The following is a 17,009-nucleotide window of genomic DNA, read 5'->3' as shown; positions in this document are numbered from 1 at the left end:
TCACTGTGTATCCTTCGTTAATGAACTGCTAAATAGATTTCTATATTGGCCAGGCGTAATGCCAATGCGAGATTTAAAGTGATGATGTAAGTGACTTTGATCATGAAAGCCACATTCGTTTGCTGTTTGGCTGACATTTAAACCATGTTTTAACAATGTCTTTGCATGGCGAATACGGCGCTGTATTTGGTATGCATGAGGAGTTAAACCATATTGTTTTTTATATTGGCGAATAAAATGAAATGGACTCATGTGACTCAGGGCGGCTATTCGCTCAAGGCTTATCTCTTCACAGCAATATTCATCAAGGTATTGCTGTGCATGTGTAAGGTTTGCTTTGGGTTTTAGTTGTTTTAATTGTCGGCAATCTTGTTTAAATGACAGCATTAACTGAGTCATCACACTGTAAAATAAGCTTTCAGTATGCAGTTGGTTATTATTTTTCACTGTAGTTGTTAAGCAATTAAGTAGTTGATTTAATTCGTGGGTAAGTGAGCGATTGTTGTAAACAGCAAAATCAAAATAAGGTGCGCCACAGCGAATACCTATTAACTCTTGAGAAAGTGCGTCAAATTGCTCTGGACGCGGATACATTGCTCTGTATGACCAGCCTGCTTCGGTTGCTGTTTGGCCATTATGAATTTGGTCGGCATTGACTAAAATAATACTATTTTTTGGTGCGATATGGTCACTGCCACTGCGATAAAACTTTTGCGCGCCGCAATCAATTAAACCAATGGTGTAGCCTTCATGGCTATGGCGTGAAAAATTCTGATGAGTAAAGCGTGCTTGTAAAGCCTCTAACCCGCCTAATTTCTCATGGTGATAAAAAGTTGATTGTTCATCTTTCATTGGCGCCGCTTTTGTTATTTTAGCTCTTATAGCTTTGAGTATATCTAAACCAATATACAAAGCTTGTAAAAAATTGCGCGTTATACCTGCGGTTATTCGCCGCGTTGAAATAGTCGTGTAAAGCAGTCTGTGGCATTATTATAGAGTATATATTTAAGAGGTAGTTATTACGATGGATGATCAAGTGGTTAAACGTATTAAAGTATGGGATGGGTTTATTCGTAGCTTTCACTGGCTACTCGTAATAGCAATTGCCACACTGTATTTTAGTGCTGAAGAAGGCATGATGGAACTGCATTTTATCGCAGGTTTTTTTACATTAGCGCTGCTGTTAACGCGTCTTATATGGGGTTTAATTGGTAGTAAAACGGCGAAGTTAAGTGCATTACTACATTCTCCTATTACGGCAATCAAATCGTTTAAACAAACTAATGAGCCAGTGGGTCATGGTGCTGCGGGCAGTTATATGGTGCTCGCTTTTTTTGCATTGTTATTGGTGCAGTTAGTGAGTGGCTTAATGACCACGGACGATATTTTAACCGACGGACCATTGGTGCAATATGCCTCTAATAATGTGGTTGAGTGGGCGGGCTGGTTGCACCACAAAAATTTCGACTTATTATTTTATGCGATTATTTTACACGTTGTGGCAATTGTTATTTACCGTATTAAAGGCAAAAAGTTAGTTAAAGCGATGGTCACCGGGTATACGGACAAAGAAGCAGGTAATACAGAGGTTAAAGTAACCAAATCGCCTTGGTTAGCAATTGTTATTTTTGTTGTATTACTAAGTGGGCTATTGATGACATGGGGCGCAGAGCCGCTAAGTTATTTAGTTAGTTAGCAATTTTAAAAAATGGCGCTGATTGAGCGCCATTTTATTTAAAGCTTATCGGTTCAAAGATTAATCTTTAAATGATGTGTGGCAATCTTTACAGCCTTTAGCCCAAGGACCAAAAGCTTTGGCAATTAGCTTTTTATCACCAGATTGCGCAGCAACGGCTAGCTCATCAGCATATTGCTGAAATGCAGTTGCTTTTTTCATAAAGGTTTCGTTATCACTCCAAATTGCTGGAAGGGCAGATGTATCGCCTTTATCAGTGCCAGCGCCAAATGCTTCCCATGGCATTTTAGACAATGCTGCTGCATTATTTGCACGCTTTTGAAAGCGTTGTGCATCAAACTCTACTTTGCCTTTTAGCATGTCGCCCATATCACCAATTTGTACACGGATCATTGAAAATGCAGCTTGGCGATATTCAATCGCATCACTTGGCTCTTCAAATACAGATTCAGCTGATGCGCCCAGCGCTAATGTTGATAATACTGTGCCTAAAAATAGCTGTTTTAATTTCATTCCTTTCGCCCCTTAATTGTATTCATAGCGTTAACAACCGTTGTTGTATATCAGTAGGTCATATTATTCAAGTTTATTGCGGTTAAACTTAACTTAGCTTTAACCATTAAACTTAAGTTATCGTTTTTGATTCATATTTTTAGTCATTGATATCTATGTCGGCAAATATCATTCCTCTGCGCATACTGCGCGTGGCTAAGAATACTTCACCAAGGAGTGACATAAACGCACAAATCAGTAACGCCATGGCACCGACAAAACAACTACCGATAGTGACTCCTAAATTAACTGCCTGAATATGCGATAAAAACAGCAGCATAACCACGGCACACACAAGTACAGCACTTAATACACTTAAACTAAATGCGATATGGATAAAGCGAGATCGTTTTAGTAGTGCTCTGAGCTCTGTGGTTAGCGAGGTATTAAATTCCTCATCGGTACTGACCTTCAATTTACGTTCAAGTTGGCGGGCTCTGTCAGTTATTCGTGCTAAACGATTTGATAATACGCCCAACGTTGCGGCAATACCTGTGATCAAAAATACCGGCGCTACAGCTGTCTGTATTACCTTAGCCATTGTTAATATATTGATAACTTCATTGTTCATCAGTTTCTCTTTTAGGTATTGTTGCGTTTATGTTTACATTCATTTACAAGGTCGAGAATTTAAAATTTCATTGTAATCAGTGTTTTGAAATTCATTGTTTTGTTTATAGAAACAAAATGTAAATGGCAGGTAATAAAATAGTTGTCATTTGCGACATTATGGTTTTATATTGTACATGACTTAAAGTCTCGAATAAAAACAATCATAACCATTATATATCCAGGGGAATACTATGAATTCTAATTCAATTAAGCGAACGGCGGTTGCTCTTGCTGTCGCAAGTGCTTTTTGTGCATCAGCTCATGCTAATAATTTTGAAAAATATAATCTGACGTCTCAAAAAAATGTCCAATCTACAGCTGGCGTAAAAAAAGAACAGGTTCGCGGCGAAGCATCTAGCTGGTTGATTAAACTGCATGCCCCTGCAACAGCTCAAGTAGTAAGTACTGACGTTTCAGCTGTTCGTACGCAAGCTTTAGTAGCGCAAACAAGTGTTGAGCAAGCTATTTCTTCTATGGATTTGCAGCTACAAGTCATTGCAAAAACGTCTACTCTAGTGAGTTCAATCGTCGTTAACGGTAATCAAGAAGACGTAGCACGTTTATTGAATAATCAACAAGTAGAGGCGATTTACCCAGTATATGATTACGAACTGAGTGTTGCAGATAGCGCTGATTACATAATGGCGACACCATTAGTTGAAAGTGGTGTTGCATCAGGTCAAGGCATTAAAGTTGCTGTGCTTGATACTGGTGTTGATTATACCCACGCAGCATTTGGTGGGGCAGGCACTAAAGAGGCATATGATGCTGCAGTGGCAGATCCAGCAAGTGTTGATTGGCCGCAAGCGCAAATCAAAGGCGGCTATGACTATATAAATGATGATGCCGATCCAATCGATGTTAACACTAACCACGGTACACACGTTTCTAATTCAGTAAATGGTATTGCCCCAAATGTTGATCTTTACGTATATTCAGTATGTAACAGTGGTTGTCCTGGTTTAGCCCAGTTACTTGCTCTTGAAAATGCAATGGATCCGAATAAAGATGGTGACATTTCCGACCGTGTTGATGTTATTAACATGTCACTGGGTGGTGATTATGGTGACTTTGCAAATGACGCGGTAGGTCTATTTATTAATAAAGCGGTTAAACTAGGTACTAACGTTGTTATTTCAGCGGGTAATGACGGCGCATATCCATTTATTGTTGGCGGACCTAGTACATCTGAAAATGCACTGTCTGTAGGTGCAATGACTCACCCAACGGGCGACCAAGGTATCGGTAATGGTATGGTTGATGGTAAAGATGTCACCGTGCAACCAGCTAGTTTCGGTCCTCAAACAGCATTTAGTTTTGCCACGGGTGATATTGAGCTGGTTTACCCAGCTGAAAATCAAACTGCGTGTGTCGACTTTGCTGAGGGTATTGATTTTACAGGTAAAGGCGTGATTATTGACCGCGGTGGCTGTGCATTTACAACAAAAGTATTGGCAGCACAAGCTAAAGGCGCTGCATTTGTGATTATCGCCAATAATTCAGATGATGGTACACCGGCACCTATGGGGGGCTCTGATGCTGCCGTAACGATTCCATCAGTTGGTGTTAACTTAGAAACAGGTATGGCACTTAAAGAAGGGAAAGAATTTACCCTTGCTGTAGAGCGCCTTGTGCTAGCTGGGGCAATTGCTGACTTTACATCACGTGGTCCTTCAATGGGTGGATTACTAAAACCTGAAATTACCGCTCCAGGTGTAAATATCATGACTGCTCACCCAGGTTTAGGTGATGGCTTGACAGGTGCTACTGGTACTTCGTTTTCTGGCCCTATAACCGCTGGTGCGATGAGCCTTCTTAAAGAAGCACACCCAGAACGCAATGCATTTGAGCTTAAAGCGACATTAATGAATGCTGCTAATCTTGATGTAACAATGGAGCCTCGCGCAATTAATCCAGATGCCGAACTTGCGCCAATTAGTTATATCGGTGCTGGCTTGGTTGATGTTAAAAAAGCAGCTGAATTACCAGTTGCAGCCTGGGCTAAAGACACTAAACAAGCGGCGCTTTCGTTTGGTTTAGTTAATGCCGCTGAAATGGTAGAGCTGACTAAAACGGTTCAAGTGAAGAACTTCTCAAACGTTGATAAAGTTTATACACTTTCATTAGAACAGCGTTATGCAAATGATGTAGATCGTAACTCGTTAACAATGCAATACCCTGCAACAATCACTGTTCCTGCAGGTCAAACAATGTCATTTGACGTAATAGCAAAAATTGATCCTTCAACCTTGCCAGAGTGGACATTGGATGCATCTAATGTTGGTTCTGAGGCTGTCACAGCTGATTTAACGAACCTTGAATTAGACGGTGCGCTTGTTTTCTCTGAAGGGGATATGAAAGCGTTCCATCTTGTGTATCACGTATTACCAAAAGCAAATGCACAGGTAACGGTAACACCTGAAATGACTGAGAAAGGTCCAATGCATAAATTGACAAATACCGGTGCGACAGTGCTTAAACCCGTATTTGCGCCAGTTGTAGCAACTGGTGAGGTTGATGAAGATCAGCGCTTTGATATTATCGGTGGATCAATTGAAACATTCGCAGTTTCTACTGATATATGTGCAGACGGTTTTGTAACACTAACAACAATGATCTTCAATGAAGGTATTACTCACACATACGTGGGTGGGTTCATGGCTGATTTTGACTTAGATCAAGATGGCACTTATGACATCACGGTTCAAAATGGTAAAAACGAATGGTTTTCTGACGATGTAGAACCAGGAAGCGCACTTACCTTTACACATGGTTATGGTTCAGGCCGTGGTAACCTAAACAATATTTATCAAGTTATCGGTAATAACCATTTCACAATGCAAAGTTGTTTAGGTGCATTTGGTTTAACTGCTGAAAGTATCGATACAGTAACAGCCAATGTTCGCTTTAGAACAGAAGAAGAGACATGGACACCTATCGCGACGGGTTCTGGTGATACCGTAATGGGTACTTATACCTTTAGAGACGCATCTAACGACGTGTTAGCAGCTGTGGTTGATAGTAATGAAAATCAAATCACTGAGTTGCAACCCGGCGAGTCAGGAACATTGATGAATGCAGGACAAGACTTTATGGTTCTGTCTAGTTCAGGTTCAGCACCTTTAGTTGCGACACCTCGCGCAGACAGTGGTACAGCACCAATGGTTACTGATGCAGCGTTCTCGGTTGATGAAAATACGGTAAATGGCACTGTTATCGGTATGCTTGAAGTAACATATGGCGCCGACTTAGCTAATCCAGTGTCGGAGTTCATTGTTTTAAGCTCTACTTCTACGGCTATATCTGTTTCTAAAATGGGTGAAGTTACTGTGATGAATCAAGATATGCTTAACTACGAAGCAGGTCTGATGATGGTTGAATTGGAAGTCGTTGCGACTGATACCGCTGGAAATATTTCTGAGTCGGCGATGGTTACTATCACTATAAATAATATTGCAGATGAAGGCGCTGAGGTAACACCTGTTGTTGATGTAGAACAAAGTTTCTCTGTGCAGGAAAATGCAGCAGTGGATACTGTAATTGGTTCAGTAACAGCAACAGACCCTGATGCGGATGCGACACCAATTGCTAGTTATACTGTGACGGGTAGTGAGCTTGTAAGTATTTCAGCTACAGGTGAACTGAAAGTCGCAGGCAGTATTGACTATGAAGCAATAACTGAGATTAAAGTAATGGTAGCTGCGGTCGACTCTATGGGCCATACATCTGAAGCTGTGGAGGTCATGATTGCAGTGACACAAGACCCAGCCGAAGATGTTGTTGTACCAACACCAGAGAAGAAAAGTTCAGGTGGTTCACTTGCTTGGTTGACGTTATTTGCTGCGCCATTTGCATTTATGCGTCGTCGTAAGCAAAAATAATCTCGTTTTTATTAATTTTTTTTATATTAAATTAAAACACCGCCAATTGGCGGTGTTTTAATTTAAGTACTTTAATTTCAAGCTTTTAAAGTAAGATTTTTTTTGTATTTATGACACGAGATGTTTTTTTTGCATGAAAAATAAACGGTTAAGAAAGCACAGCTTCAATTACTTGTTAATAACTGTAAACGACTTGTTGTTAAGCGTTCCTGTTTTATGTATCTTATTACGTAATAAAAACAACGGATAAGAGAGTCCATGAAAAATAATATTTTTAAAATATCAGCCTTGTCTGCGGCGGTAGTTGTTTCACTTGCTGGCTGTGGAAGTGATAATAATAAAGCTAAAACAGTACCAGTTGTCCAAGACTCAGCACCTACAGCTAGTGATTTTGCTATTGCAGATCTTAAGCAATGGATTCCAGTAACAGGTGAAATTACAGCCAAAGATGCTGATGGTGATGCATTAAGTTTTAGTTTTACAGAAAATGATAAAGAAATCGAAGGCGTTGAGGGTGTTTATACTTTTAGTCACGGTATACTTACTGTAGATGGCAAGGCATACACGTACGTATCAACTAGCGGTGAAGACGCTGAAATTGATTACACTGTATCTGCAAATAGTAAATCTGCAAGTGCAAAAATAAACATTGTAGGTGTAGCGAATGATCCACTTGCTATACAACAGTGGCATTTAAGAAACACTGGACAAAAAGCGTATGCACTAAGCGACGAAATGAAAAAAGGTATGATTAACCTATATGTGACTAGGTTTGGTTTTACTGAAGAAGCCGCAACAACCAGAATTAATGAAGACTTTGCTAAAAGTGAAGAAGAACTTGTTGCCGGTGAAGATATGAATGTATCTGTTGCATACGCCATGGGTGTTACTGGTCAGGGGGTTACTGCAGTTGTTGTTGACTCAGGCATGGAAATTCGTCATGAAGACCTTATTGACAATGTTTTACCTAACCGCTCGATAAATCTAAATGTTGAAGTAGTAGATCGAACTGATCCTACAAGTACAGCAAATAGTGGTGATCACGGTACAAGTGTTGCAGGTTTAATTGCTGCAAAAGGTTGGAATGGATTAGGTGGTCGCGGTGTTGCACCTGACACCGGTTTGATAGGTATGAATTTGTTAGGCGGTGATAAAATTCCTCAAACAGATTTACTAGTTCATGGTTTTCCTGGTAGTGGTATTAGCAAATCAGAGAATATCTCAGCTTTTAACCGTAGCTATGGTATTACATTCCCGACATTTATAAGTTATTCAGAATTAAATGAAGCTATTGAGTCTTATCCTAATATTCACTTACGTGATGGTAAAGGTGCGCTTAATATTAAATCAAGTGGTAATGCATTTGATAGCGATGAAAATGAAGGTTCATTATGTAAAGATAATGGTGCAAATGAGCTTGGTTTAACTTGTTATAATGGTGCATTTGAGCCTAGCCAAAGTCACCCATATTATTTCAGCGTAGCAGCTGTTAATGCTAATGGTAAGCACACTAGTTATTCAACCGCTGGTGCAAATGTTATGGTTTCTGCACCCGCAGGTGAATTTGGGCGTTTTTCTCCAGCGATGGTGACAACAGATCAAATGACCTGTATTAATGGTTATTCAGGTTTTAATGGCCGCGGGATCGCATCTTGGGCCGCCGCTTTTGGTGAAGAATTTGCTGCAACGCAATACCCGTTTAATTACCCAGGGCATGCTGATAATGAAAGCTGTAATTATACTTCATCATTTAACGGAACTTCGTCTGCCGCGCCGAATGCGTCAGGTGTTGTATCACTAATCTTATCTGCAAACCCTGATTTGACGTGGCGTGATGTTCGTCATATTTTGGCGTCAACGAGTACATTGATTGATGCTGATAATGCAGAAGTAAAACTTACTGTGGGCGAAGGAGAGTTTGTTGCTCATGAAGGTTGGGTTGAAAACTCTGCAGGTTATAATTTCAATAACTTATATGGATTTGGCCGTGTAGATGCAGGTGCTGCAGTAGCAAAAGCGAAAAACTATGATGTAGTGCTAGGCGAGGAAGTTATTTCTTCATGGATAGGTGCAGGGTCTGCTGTTGGCGAAGATGCTTTAGCTTTAGAAATTCCTGACAATAGTGCAACAGGTTTAACCCATACAATTGAAGTAGCGGAAGAGTTAAATATTGAAGCTATTCAATTTAAATTTGATGTAAGTAACTCAGAGATGCTCATGGCGGTTAGTGATGGCACTCAAACGTCAGCGGGTACCGATTTAGCAATTGAAGTTACATCACCTTCAGGCACTCGTAGTGTATTACTTTCTTCTAAGCAGGCTTTATTCTTACCTGCACTTAACTTTAGCAGTGGTTTTTTAAATGGTTACATACTTAAAGATGCTGTAATGCTATCAAATGCATTCTATGGTGAGTCAACGAAAGGAACATGGACAATACGCTTACTAGACACAAGCAATAAAAGCTTTGAACTTTCTGGTGGAGATAAGAATTTTGTAGAAGCCACTGGTATTAGTAATAATACAGCATTAAGTGTGTTGGAAGGTGTCTCATTAAGAGTGTTTGGTCACGCAGGTCAAGAATAAGGTTTATGAAAATGAAATTAAATAATATATTGGTTGCAAGTACTGCTTTGTGTTTATCTTTATCAGTGCAGGCTAATACTAATTTTGATAAAGAATTAGTAGAGTTACCTAAGAAAAAAGTTGCTAGTTTGAAAATCGATAAACCAGATTTTGGTACTTATAAAGTTGAGAAGCAGCTACGTTTGGTGCCTTCAAGCATAGTTTCAGGCGAGCACGTGGTATCGCAAATTGGCGACATGGCTGTGATCAAAGCAGATATTTCATCTGAAGTTGTGACAAAGGGAACGCTTGTAAGAAACATTTTTACAAATAATTTGTCAACGTTATCGGGTAATATCAAGGTTTTACTTAAAGATGATGTTTCAGCACATTCAGTTGCTTCTACATTAGGCATGAGAGTTATCTCTGTATTTGCTGGTACTCAGATTGCGGTATTAGCAATCAGTGAAGGCCAAGATATTCTTGCTCTTTCAGAGCAGTTGAGAAGTGCTGATTTAGTAAAAGAAGCTCGTATTGAAGTGCAAGAAACAATTTATAGCGCACAATAATTTTACGGTTTAGCTCATTTAGCCTAAAGGTAACTTTAGGCTTTTTTGTAATTCGATCTGGTCTAAAGTGGATATTTAGATTAATAAAATATCCTAAATTTCAGTTCTCGAAGTAAACAAGTAATAACGAATAAAAGGGAGCTTAGGCTCCCTTTTTACATTCTGTTACAAAGCAATATAATAAGTTCTCTGTAATCAGATATATTGCTTAAGGAATAAAAATAATAAGACCAATTCAATAGCAGTGAAGCTTAAAGAGCCTGCCTAATTGGTTTATATAACTTAAGGGAATTTATTTATCATGAAAGTTGTTCAATCTTTTGCGCTGGCAGCATTATCTTTGGCTGTACTAGCGGGGTGCAATAAAGCACCAGAGCAAAAAAATGCTAGTGAAGCTAGCGTATCTCAGGAAATTAATATGGCAGGTGTAACGGCGCCAGTGGCTAATAAAATACCATTTGCAATGGAAATTCATGGTGATACTCGTACCGATAATTATTATTGGATGCGTGATGATGAGCGAAAAGATCCGGCTGTTATTGCACATCTGAATGCTGAAAATACATATACAGACGCAATGCTAGCACACACTAAAACGTTGCAGGCTACGCTGTTTGAAGAGTTAAAAGGGCGTATTCAAAAAGACGATGATTCAGTGCCTACTAAAAGTGGTGACTTTTATTATTCATCGCAAACGCGTGGTGAAAACGAGTACCCAACTTATGTTCGCAGTAGCGATGCTAAAGGTACTGATCAAAAAGTTATATTAGATGTAAATGAGCTTGCCAAAGATCACGATTATTATTCGGCTACAGGTTTGTCTGTAAGCCCAAATGGTAATTTGTTAGCGTACGGTGAGGACACGGTAAGTCGTCGTATTTACACTATTTTAGTGAAAGATTTAAACACGGGTAAATTACTAGAAGATAAGCTCGAAGGGACCGATGGCGATATTGTCTGGGCTAACGACAATAAGACCTTTTATTACATTAAAAAAGACTTACAAACGTTGCTTGGCTATCAGGTCTACCGCCATACCTTAGGTACGCCACAAGCACAAGATGAATTAGTGTACGAAGAGACAAATACCAGCTATTACACTGGCCTTGGTAAAAGTAAAGACAAGCAAGAAATTTATATTTGGCATGGCAGTACGAGTGCCTCAGGCGTCTCTGTGATTGATGCTAACGATGCCAAATCAAAACCAACACGCTTAATCGAACGCGAAGAAAACCTTGAGTATGACATTGCCAAACATGGCGATACTTATTATATCGTCACTAATCTTAACGCGGTGAATTTTCAGCTTATGACTGTGCACAAAGACAAAGCACATGATAAAGCGAATTGGCGAACGCTGATCCCGGCACGTGATGACATTAAACTTGAAGGTATCGACTTGTTTGCCGATCACCTGGTGTATAAAGAGCGTGAAATGGGTCAGTCTCGTTTAACGATACGTAATTTAACATCTGGCGATGAGCAACAACTGAGCTTTAACGATAGCAGTTATATGATTCATGCTTACGGCAATAATGAATTAGATAGCCAAAGTTTGCGTGTATATTACGCCAGTATGACAACCCCTGGTTCAACGTATGATATTGACTTAAATAGCACCGCTAAAACACTGTTAAAACAACAACAAGTTATGGGGGATTTTGACGCAGATAACTACGCATCAGAGCGACTATTTATTACCGCACGTGATGGCGTAAAAGTACCCGTAAGTTTGGTTTATCGTAAAGATAAATTCAAAAAAGACGGTACTAACCCATTATTGCAATATGCTTATGGATCATATGGCGCAACAATGGACCCAAGTTTTTCAAGTGGTCGCTTGAGCTTGCTTGATCGTGGTTTTGTATTTGCGATTGCGCATATTCGTGGTTCTCAAATGCTTGGTCGCCCTTGGTATGAAGACGGCAAGCTACTAAATAAAAAGAATACCTTTAATGACTTTGTTGATGTTACCAAAGGCTTAGTTACTCAGCAGTATGGCAATGAAGAGCAAATTTTTGCTATGGGCGGCAGTGCGGGTGGGTTATTAATGGGCGCTGTGGCAAATCAAGCGCCAGAGCTTTATCAAGGGATGGTAGCGGCTGTACCATTTGTTGATGTAGTTACGACGATGCTTGATGCAAGCTTGCCATTAACAACCAATGAATACGGCGAGTGGGGCAATCCAAACGACAAAGTATATTATGATTATATGCTGTCGTATTCTCCGTATGACCAAGTAAGTAAGCAAGCGTATCCAAATATGTTGGTTACTACTGGTTTACATGACTCGCAGGTGCAGTATTTTGAACCTGCAAAGTGGGTCGCGAAACTACGTGACTTTAAGACAGATGATAACAAACTCCTGTTTAAAATCGATATGGAAGCAGGTCATGGCGGTGCATCAGGGCGTTTTAAAAGCCTTGAAGACACGGCGCTTAATTATGCCTTTATGTTAGATCTAGCAGGTATTAAAAAGTAACGATTAATCAAGGCGTGACAGAGGTTACGCCTTAATTTTTTGCGGTAGATTAAATCGAAACTGAGTACCTTTGCCCAACTCACTTTGAACGTTAATCTCGCTGTTCATTAGTTGCAATAAGCCTTTGCAAATAGCTAAGCCTAAACCACCTTGTTGACGGCCCGCTTTATTTGAATTACTGGCTTGATAATGAGGTTCAAATATTGCCGTTAATTCATCTTGATTAATTCCAACGCCAGTATCACTAACATCCACATAAAGCTGCTCAGATCCTACATCCTGCACATGTACAATGATTTTTCCACCCCTAGGGGTATGGCGAATCGCATTATCAATTAAGTTACTTAAAACCCGCTCCAATTTGGCGATGTCGGCAACGACGGTAAAATCGCAAATCGCGGGCTCAACACTTAAATTAATTTCTTTGTGATCGGCTGTTAAACAAAACTTAGCAACACAATCGTAAATTAGCTCACCTAAATTAAGGGTTTCTGGGTGAATTTTCACTTGGCCATTTTCTAGGTTTGCTAACTCAAATATTTGCTCTATTAATTGTTTTAGCTGCTGACAGTTATCACTAGAAACGTCAAGGTAGTGCTGACGCTCTTGCGTGCTTAATTGGCGATGAGGCTGGTTTAGCACCTCTAAAAACCCTTGCAATGATGCCAGCGGCGTACGCAGATCATGTGATAAATGAGTGAGTAATTCGCGGCGTTGCTTGTCGCTTTGTTCTAGGGCTTTGAATTGCTCATCAATGCGCGTGAGCATAGCTTGAATGCCTCTACCAAGATTATCTACTTCATTATTTTTATTTGAATAGGCAGATAGTTTGCTATCGGTTAAGCTGTAATTAGCGGCTTCAATAAGACTTACTTCGGCTGCTAACTTCTTAATTGGAGCGGTAAAAAAGCGGAATAAAACCAGCATTGCAACAAACAAAAATAACAAAGCTGCCGCTAACCAAAGTACAGCCAGCCACAGATTATCATTGGCTTTGATATTGTTAAGAGTGGTGTCATAGGCTTCTCCACCAATAATCACATATAAATAACCCTGCAATGAGTCTTGATTATAAACAGGTGCAACAGAAAATATTTTTTGTTTATTATTATCTCGCGGGTCATCGCCATATAAAGGCGTAATTGTTGGATCGGTAATTAATCGCTTTAATGGTGTGAGGTTTATATGGCTACGCTTTACTTTTCCTGGTTCGGCTGAGTAAGTGAGGATTTTTCCTTGTGGATCAACAAAATAAAATTCAAAAGCAGGGCCTAATAACATTAAAGTATGAAATAGGTTTTCAAGCGCTTTATAGTCATAAATACCCTGTTTTATGAGCGGGTTATCTTGTACTAAATGTTCCGCAAGTTGTAGATGTAAATTTTGCTCGCCATGATGCTGAGAAGTTTGTTCAAGTTGCTTACTCCAACCGTAAACAAGTGCGCAAATAAAACAAAAAATAACGACTAAAGACCATGCTAGTTTTTGATACAGAGATAAATTCATGTGATTTTCACCCGTTGCTTTTTGAGCTGTGTTATTTCGTTAATCAGTTACTCAGTTGAGTCGGATTTAATTTATAGCCGACTCCCCAAACTGTTTCGATAAAAGGTGCTTGATGGTGTAGTTCAAGCTTAGCGCGTAATCGGTTAATATGAGAATTTACGGTATGCTCATAACCACTATGTTGATAACCCCATACTTTATCGAGTAATTGTTGGCGACTAAAAACATGGTTTGGGTGGCGAGCAAAGTAGGCGAGCAAATCAAATTCTGTGGCTGTGAGATTTAAAGCCCGCTCAGCGAGGTATACTTGGTGGCTAGAAAACTCAATATTCAACGATCCTAGTTGAATATTTTTTTCAGTCGCGATAGCTTCCTCAACACTAGGATTTGCAGCAAGTATTTGGGCGCGGTGGCGTAATTGAGTTTTTATACGCGCTTGTAATTCACGTGCAAAAAAAGGCTTGCAGATATAATCATCAGCGCCCATTTCAAGGCCAATGACTCGATCCATATCTGAGCTTAGCGCGGTGAGTAAAATAACCGACGTGGTGGGATAGTGCTCTTTAATTTTACGACACAAACTTAAGCCATCCATTTGTGGCAAATTAATATCGAGTAAAATTAAACCGTAAGGTTGTTTTGCTATTTTTTTTAGCGCTAACTCTGCGCTTTCTACATGTTCAATGTGTAAGTTAAGTGGTTCAAGCTGGGTAATAATTAATTGGCCGATAGCTCGGTCGTCTTCAACGATTAATATTTTTTCATGGCGCATACAGTCATCCTAATGGAAAAAGCCCATCCATGAGCTCTAACTTCCCCCTAAACTGCTAGGCAGTTTAATGATTACTGTGTCCGTGTAATAACGATTTTAGCTAGCGGATTATCAAACTTGTGTTCGCTGTTTAAGGTGGAGCCAGACAGCCCGTCTTGTTGGCTTACAACACCTGGATGCATAGAAACAAGGTCTATATCGTCGCGTGCTTCATTAAACCCTTCTCCCCCATCTGCAGGACCTGGAATTGAACCTTCTGCTTCTGAGTTTGCTTCAGTTCCTGCGTCATACGCGAATGTGAAGTGAGTTAATGCTTCGTCTACAGTTAATGCGGACACATCAATAGAGTTAAGACCGGTAAAACCATCATTTGTATTCACCATCATTGTCGCAAGTGATAATTTTAATTCTTCTAGGCTGCTGGTTGTGACTGTTAAGGTCGTTTGCGCGCCAGGGCCTACCGGTGCATCACCCGAGCTGGTAGCAATTGCAGAGGCAAAATTTAGTAACTCTGAATTATCACCCCCTTCAGCCATTAACTCTAACGCTGCTGATGAACTTTCACCTATTTGCCATAAGTTACCTTCATTGTGTGCGATGAGTGCAACAGGTGAGAACGGTTGCCCAGCGGTTAAGTTACTTACTTCTACGCTAAATTGATAACTAACAGGTTCAGGAGTCGGCGGTGTAACGACTTCATTGTTATTTGAATCGCCACATGCAGCTAAACTCGCTCCAAGGGCAATAATAATTAAGCTTTTATTAAAACGTAACATAACAGCGCTCCTACTTAACCGTAACGGTGAGTTTCGCAACAGGGTTCAACCATCTATGCACTGTATTGCTTAAATCACTGGCACCAGCACTTAGATCGTCATCACCTAAATTACCTGCGTGGATATGTACATTCGTGTTGCTTTCGGTACTGGTTAAACCTGCCCCGCCAGTTCCTGCATTACCACCTGGAGCTGCTGGGATACCTGGTGTGCCCGGCGCGCCAGAACCCGCTACGACAAGTTCATCGTTTGCTTCAGTACCAGCATCATAACCATTTAAATAAACAGTGTAGGTACCTGCTTCTGTTGGGATTTTCCAGCTATCAAGACCAACAAAACCATCATTGGTAGGCAGTAACATTGCAGTAACCGACAGGTAATCATTACCGTCAGTTGTCATAAGTGTAGTCATTGTTGATGTGGTCGGGGCTAATAACCCAGCAGCTGGATTAGCTGCCATATCACTGCCAGCGGCAGTTGCCTGTGCAACTAATGGATCAAGATTTCCGCCTTCAGCCATTGTTTGCAGTGCCGTTGATGCAGGCATTGCAACTTCAAATAAGTGCTCTTCGTTATTGTGTGCAGTAATTAAAATCGGCGTGAAGTGAATGCCTTGAGTAAGGTTAGTAAGTTTTAATTCAAGTTCTGCAGCCATAACTGATTGACTTGCTAGTACTGCAATTGCAGCGAGAGATAGGGTAGAAGCTTTCATTTTTAGTTCCTGTAATTGATGATTCGAGTACGAGTATCAAATACCGACATCATGAAAGCCTCACAAACTTATCACTTTTTTATCACAGTATAGTTAAACCTTACCAAACAACCTGTTGGAGGGTATTAGGATCTTCACCAATGAGTGTTTTTATTACTTTGTTATGCTCATCAAGTAAAATTAAGCGTGGGATCCCTTTATTTGCATATTGACTGTAAATGGCACGCTCAGGGTCGGCAATGAGTGAAAATTCAAGGTTATAATCTTGTGCAAATTGGGTAAGAGACTGTGTTGTTTCCTCTCGGCCTATGGCAATGATTTGTAGTTGAGTATCATTGATCAGTGGCGATGCTTGAATTTGCTTAATAACCCGCTGTGAGTCAGAGCACCATGTGGCAAATAAAATAACCAGCTTTTTATTATCACCTAGTTTCACTTCTTGATTATCAATATCAGTAAAGGTGTTTTGCTTAAAATGTTCACCTGCGTGGATGTAAGTTTGATAACCTTTGTCGTTAGTGGTTGCAGTGGCAGCTGGCATTTGCTCTGGTGTATGAGCATTATTACTACAGGCCGTTAAGGCAAAAGAGGTTAAACATAATGCAGCTATATGGCTTAATAGGGGTTTCATTTTAAGTTCCTTTTATTTATGTTGATTATAATCTAGGGCGTGTTGACCTTTCGTGATTGATTTTGCAGCAGTCTATTTGGTATTTAGGCAAGGCAGCGCCTATGGTGTGTGGTTGTTCCCCACAAATAGGCGATAACGCAGTATAAATGCCAAACATGCGCTGCCCAAAGGGTTCTTCCTAGGGGCTGATTAACTCTTTGTTGCTCGGTTTTTACTTAGCCCACTAGGCTACAAACCTCGCGCCGCGATTAAATC

General features: G+C 40.2%; 13 protein-coding genes. 5 read left to right on the top strand and 8 right to left on the bottom strand.

Annotated elements, in window-relative coordinates; all coding sequences use genetic code 11:
• Complete coding sequence (locus tag HH219_RS03280) at positions 1–852, bottom strand: AraC family transcriptional regulator (protein WP_169326618.1); 852 nt, start codon at positions 850–852, stop codon at positions 1–3.
• Positions 853–1,024: 172 nt separating this feature from the next.
• Between HH219_RS03280 and HH219_RS03275 the strand changes: the two genes are divergently transcribed.
• Complete coding sequence (locus tag HH219_RS03275) at positions 1,025–1,696, top strand: cytochrome b/b6 domain-containing protein (protein ID WP_169326617.1); 672 nt, start codon at positions 1,025–1,027, stop codon at positions 1,694–1,696.
• A gap of 60 nt (positions 1,697–1,756) precedes the next feature.
• Here HH219_RS03275 and HH219_RS03270 read toward each other — a convergent pair whose 3' ends face one another.
• Positions 1,757–2,209, bottom strand: a complete 453-nt coding sequence (locus tag HH219_RS03270; protein ID WP_054205273.1) for a cytochrome c — start codon at positions 2,207–2,209, stop codon at positions 1,757–1,759.
• A gap of 139 nt (positions 2,210–2,348) precedes the next feature.
• Complete coding sequence (locus HH219_RS03265; protein ID WP_054205272.1) at positions 2,349–2,819, bottom strand: DUF2721 domain-containing protein; 471 nt, start codon at positions 2,817–2,819, stop codon at positions 2,349–2,351.
• A 232-nt stretch (positions 2,820–3,051) separates the two neighbouring features.
• Here HH219_RS03265 and HH219_RS03260 point away from each other — a divergent pair, with 232 nt between their 5' ends.
• The 4 genes from HH219_RS03260 to HH219_RS03245 all read left to right on the top strand — a co-directional run bounded on the left by HH219_RS03260 (position 3,052) and on the right by HH219_RS03245 (position 12,357).
• Positions 3,052–6,741, top strand: a complete 3,690-nt coding sequence (locus tag HH219_RS03260; protein WP_169326616.1) for a S8 family serine peptidase — start codon at positions 3,052–3,054, stop codon at positions 6,739–6,741.
• Positions 6,742–6,999: 258 nt separating this feature from the next.
• Positions 7,000–9,327 (top strand): S8 family serine peptidase, encoded by a 2,328-nt coding sequence (locus tag HH219_RS03255; protein WP_169326615.1) that lies wholly within the window; start codon positions 7,000–7,002, stop codon positions 9,325–9,327.
• 11 nt (positions 9,328–9,338) lie between these two features.
• Positions 9,339–9,875 carry a hypothetical protein gene (locus HH219_RS03250; protein WP_169326614.1) on the top strand — a complete coding sequence of 179 codons (537 nt, stop codon included), beginning with the start codon at positions 9,339–9,341 and terminating at the stop codon, positions 9,873–9,875.
• Between the two features lie 301 nt (positions 9,876–10,176).
• Entirely contained in the window at positions 10,177–12,357 is a 2,181-nt protein-coding gene (locus HH219_RS03245) for a S9 family peptidase (RefSeq protein ID WP_169326613.1), read from the top strand.
• A 24-nt stretch (positions 12,358–12,381) separates the two neighbouring features.
• Here HH219_RS03245 and HH219_RS03240 read toward each other — a convergent pair whose 3' ends face one another.
• From HH219_RS03240 to HH219_RS03220, 5 genes are all read right to left on the bottom strand, one after another.
• Positions 12,382–13,863, bottom strand: a complete 1,482-nt coding sequence (locus tag HH219_RS03240) for a HAMP domain-containing sensor histidine kinase (RefSeq protein WP_169326612.1) — start codon at positions 13,861–13,863, stop codon at positions 12,382–12,384.
• A 43-nt stretch (positions 13,864–13,906) separates the two neighbouring features.
• The gene (locus HH219_RS03235; protein WP_054205267.1) at positions 13,907–14,635 is read right to left on the bottom strand and encodes a response regulator transcription factor; all 729 of its coding nucleotides are present in this window, start codon (positions 14,633–14,635) and stop codon (positions 13,907–13,909) included.
• Positions 14,636–14,706: 71 nt separating this feature from the next.
• Positions 14,707–15,411 carry a spondin domain-containing protein gene (locus HH219_RS03230; RefSeq protein ID WP_054205266.1) on the bottom strand — a complete coding sequence of 235 codons (705 nt, stop codon included), beginning with the start codon at positions 15,409–15,411 and terminating at the stop codon, positions 14,707–14,709.
• A 10-nt stretch (positions 15,412–15,421) separates the two neighbouring features.
• On the bottom strand, positions 15,422–16,123 hold the full coding sequence (locus HH219_RS03225; protein WP_054205265.1) for a spondin domain-containing protein: 702 nt from the start codon (positions 16,121–16,123) through the stop codon (positions 15,422–15,424).
• A 100-nt stretch (positions 16,124–16,223) separates the two neighbouring features.
• Entirely contained in the window at positions 16,224–16,754 is a 531-nt protein-coding gene (locus HH219_RS03220; protein WP_054454444.1) for a TlpA disulfide reductase family protein, read from the bottom strand.
• Positions 16,755–17,009: the final 255 nt, after the last annotated feature.

This window comes from Pseudoalteromonas sp. NEC-BIFX-2020_015 (assembly GCF_012952265.1).
Classification (GTDB): Bacteria; Pseudomonadota; Gammaproteobacteria; order Enterobacterales; family Alteromonadaceae; genus Pseudoalteromonas; species Pseudoalteromonas neustonica.
The sequence above is the reverse complement of the archived record's forward strand: the minus strand, read 5'-3'. Positions and strand labels throughout refer to the sequence as shown.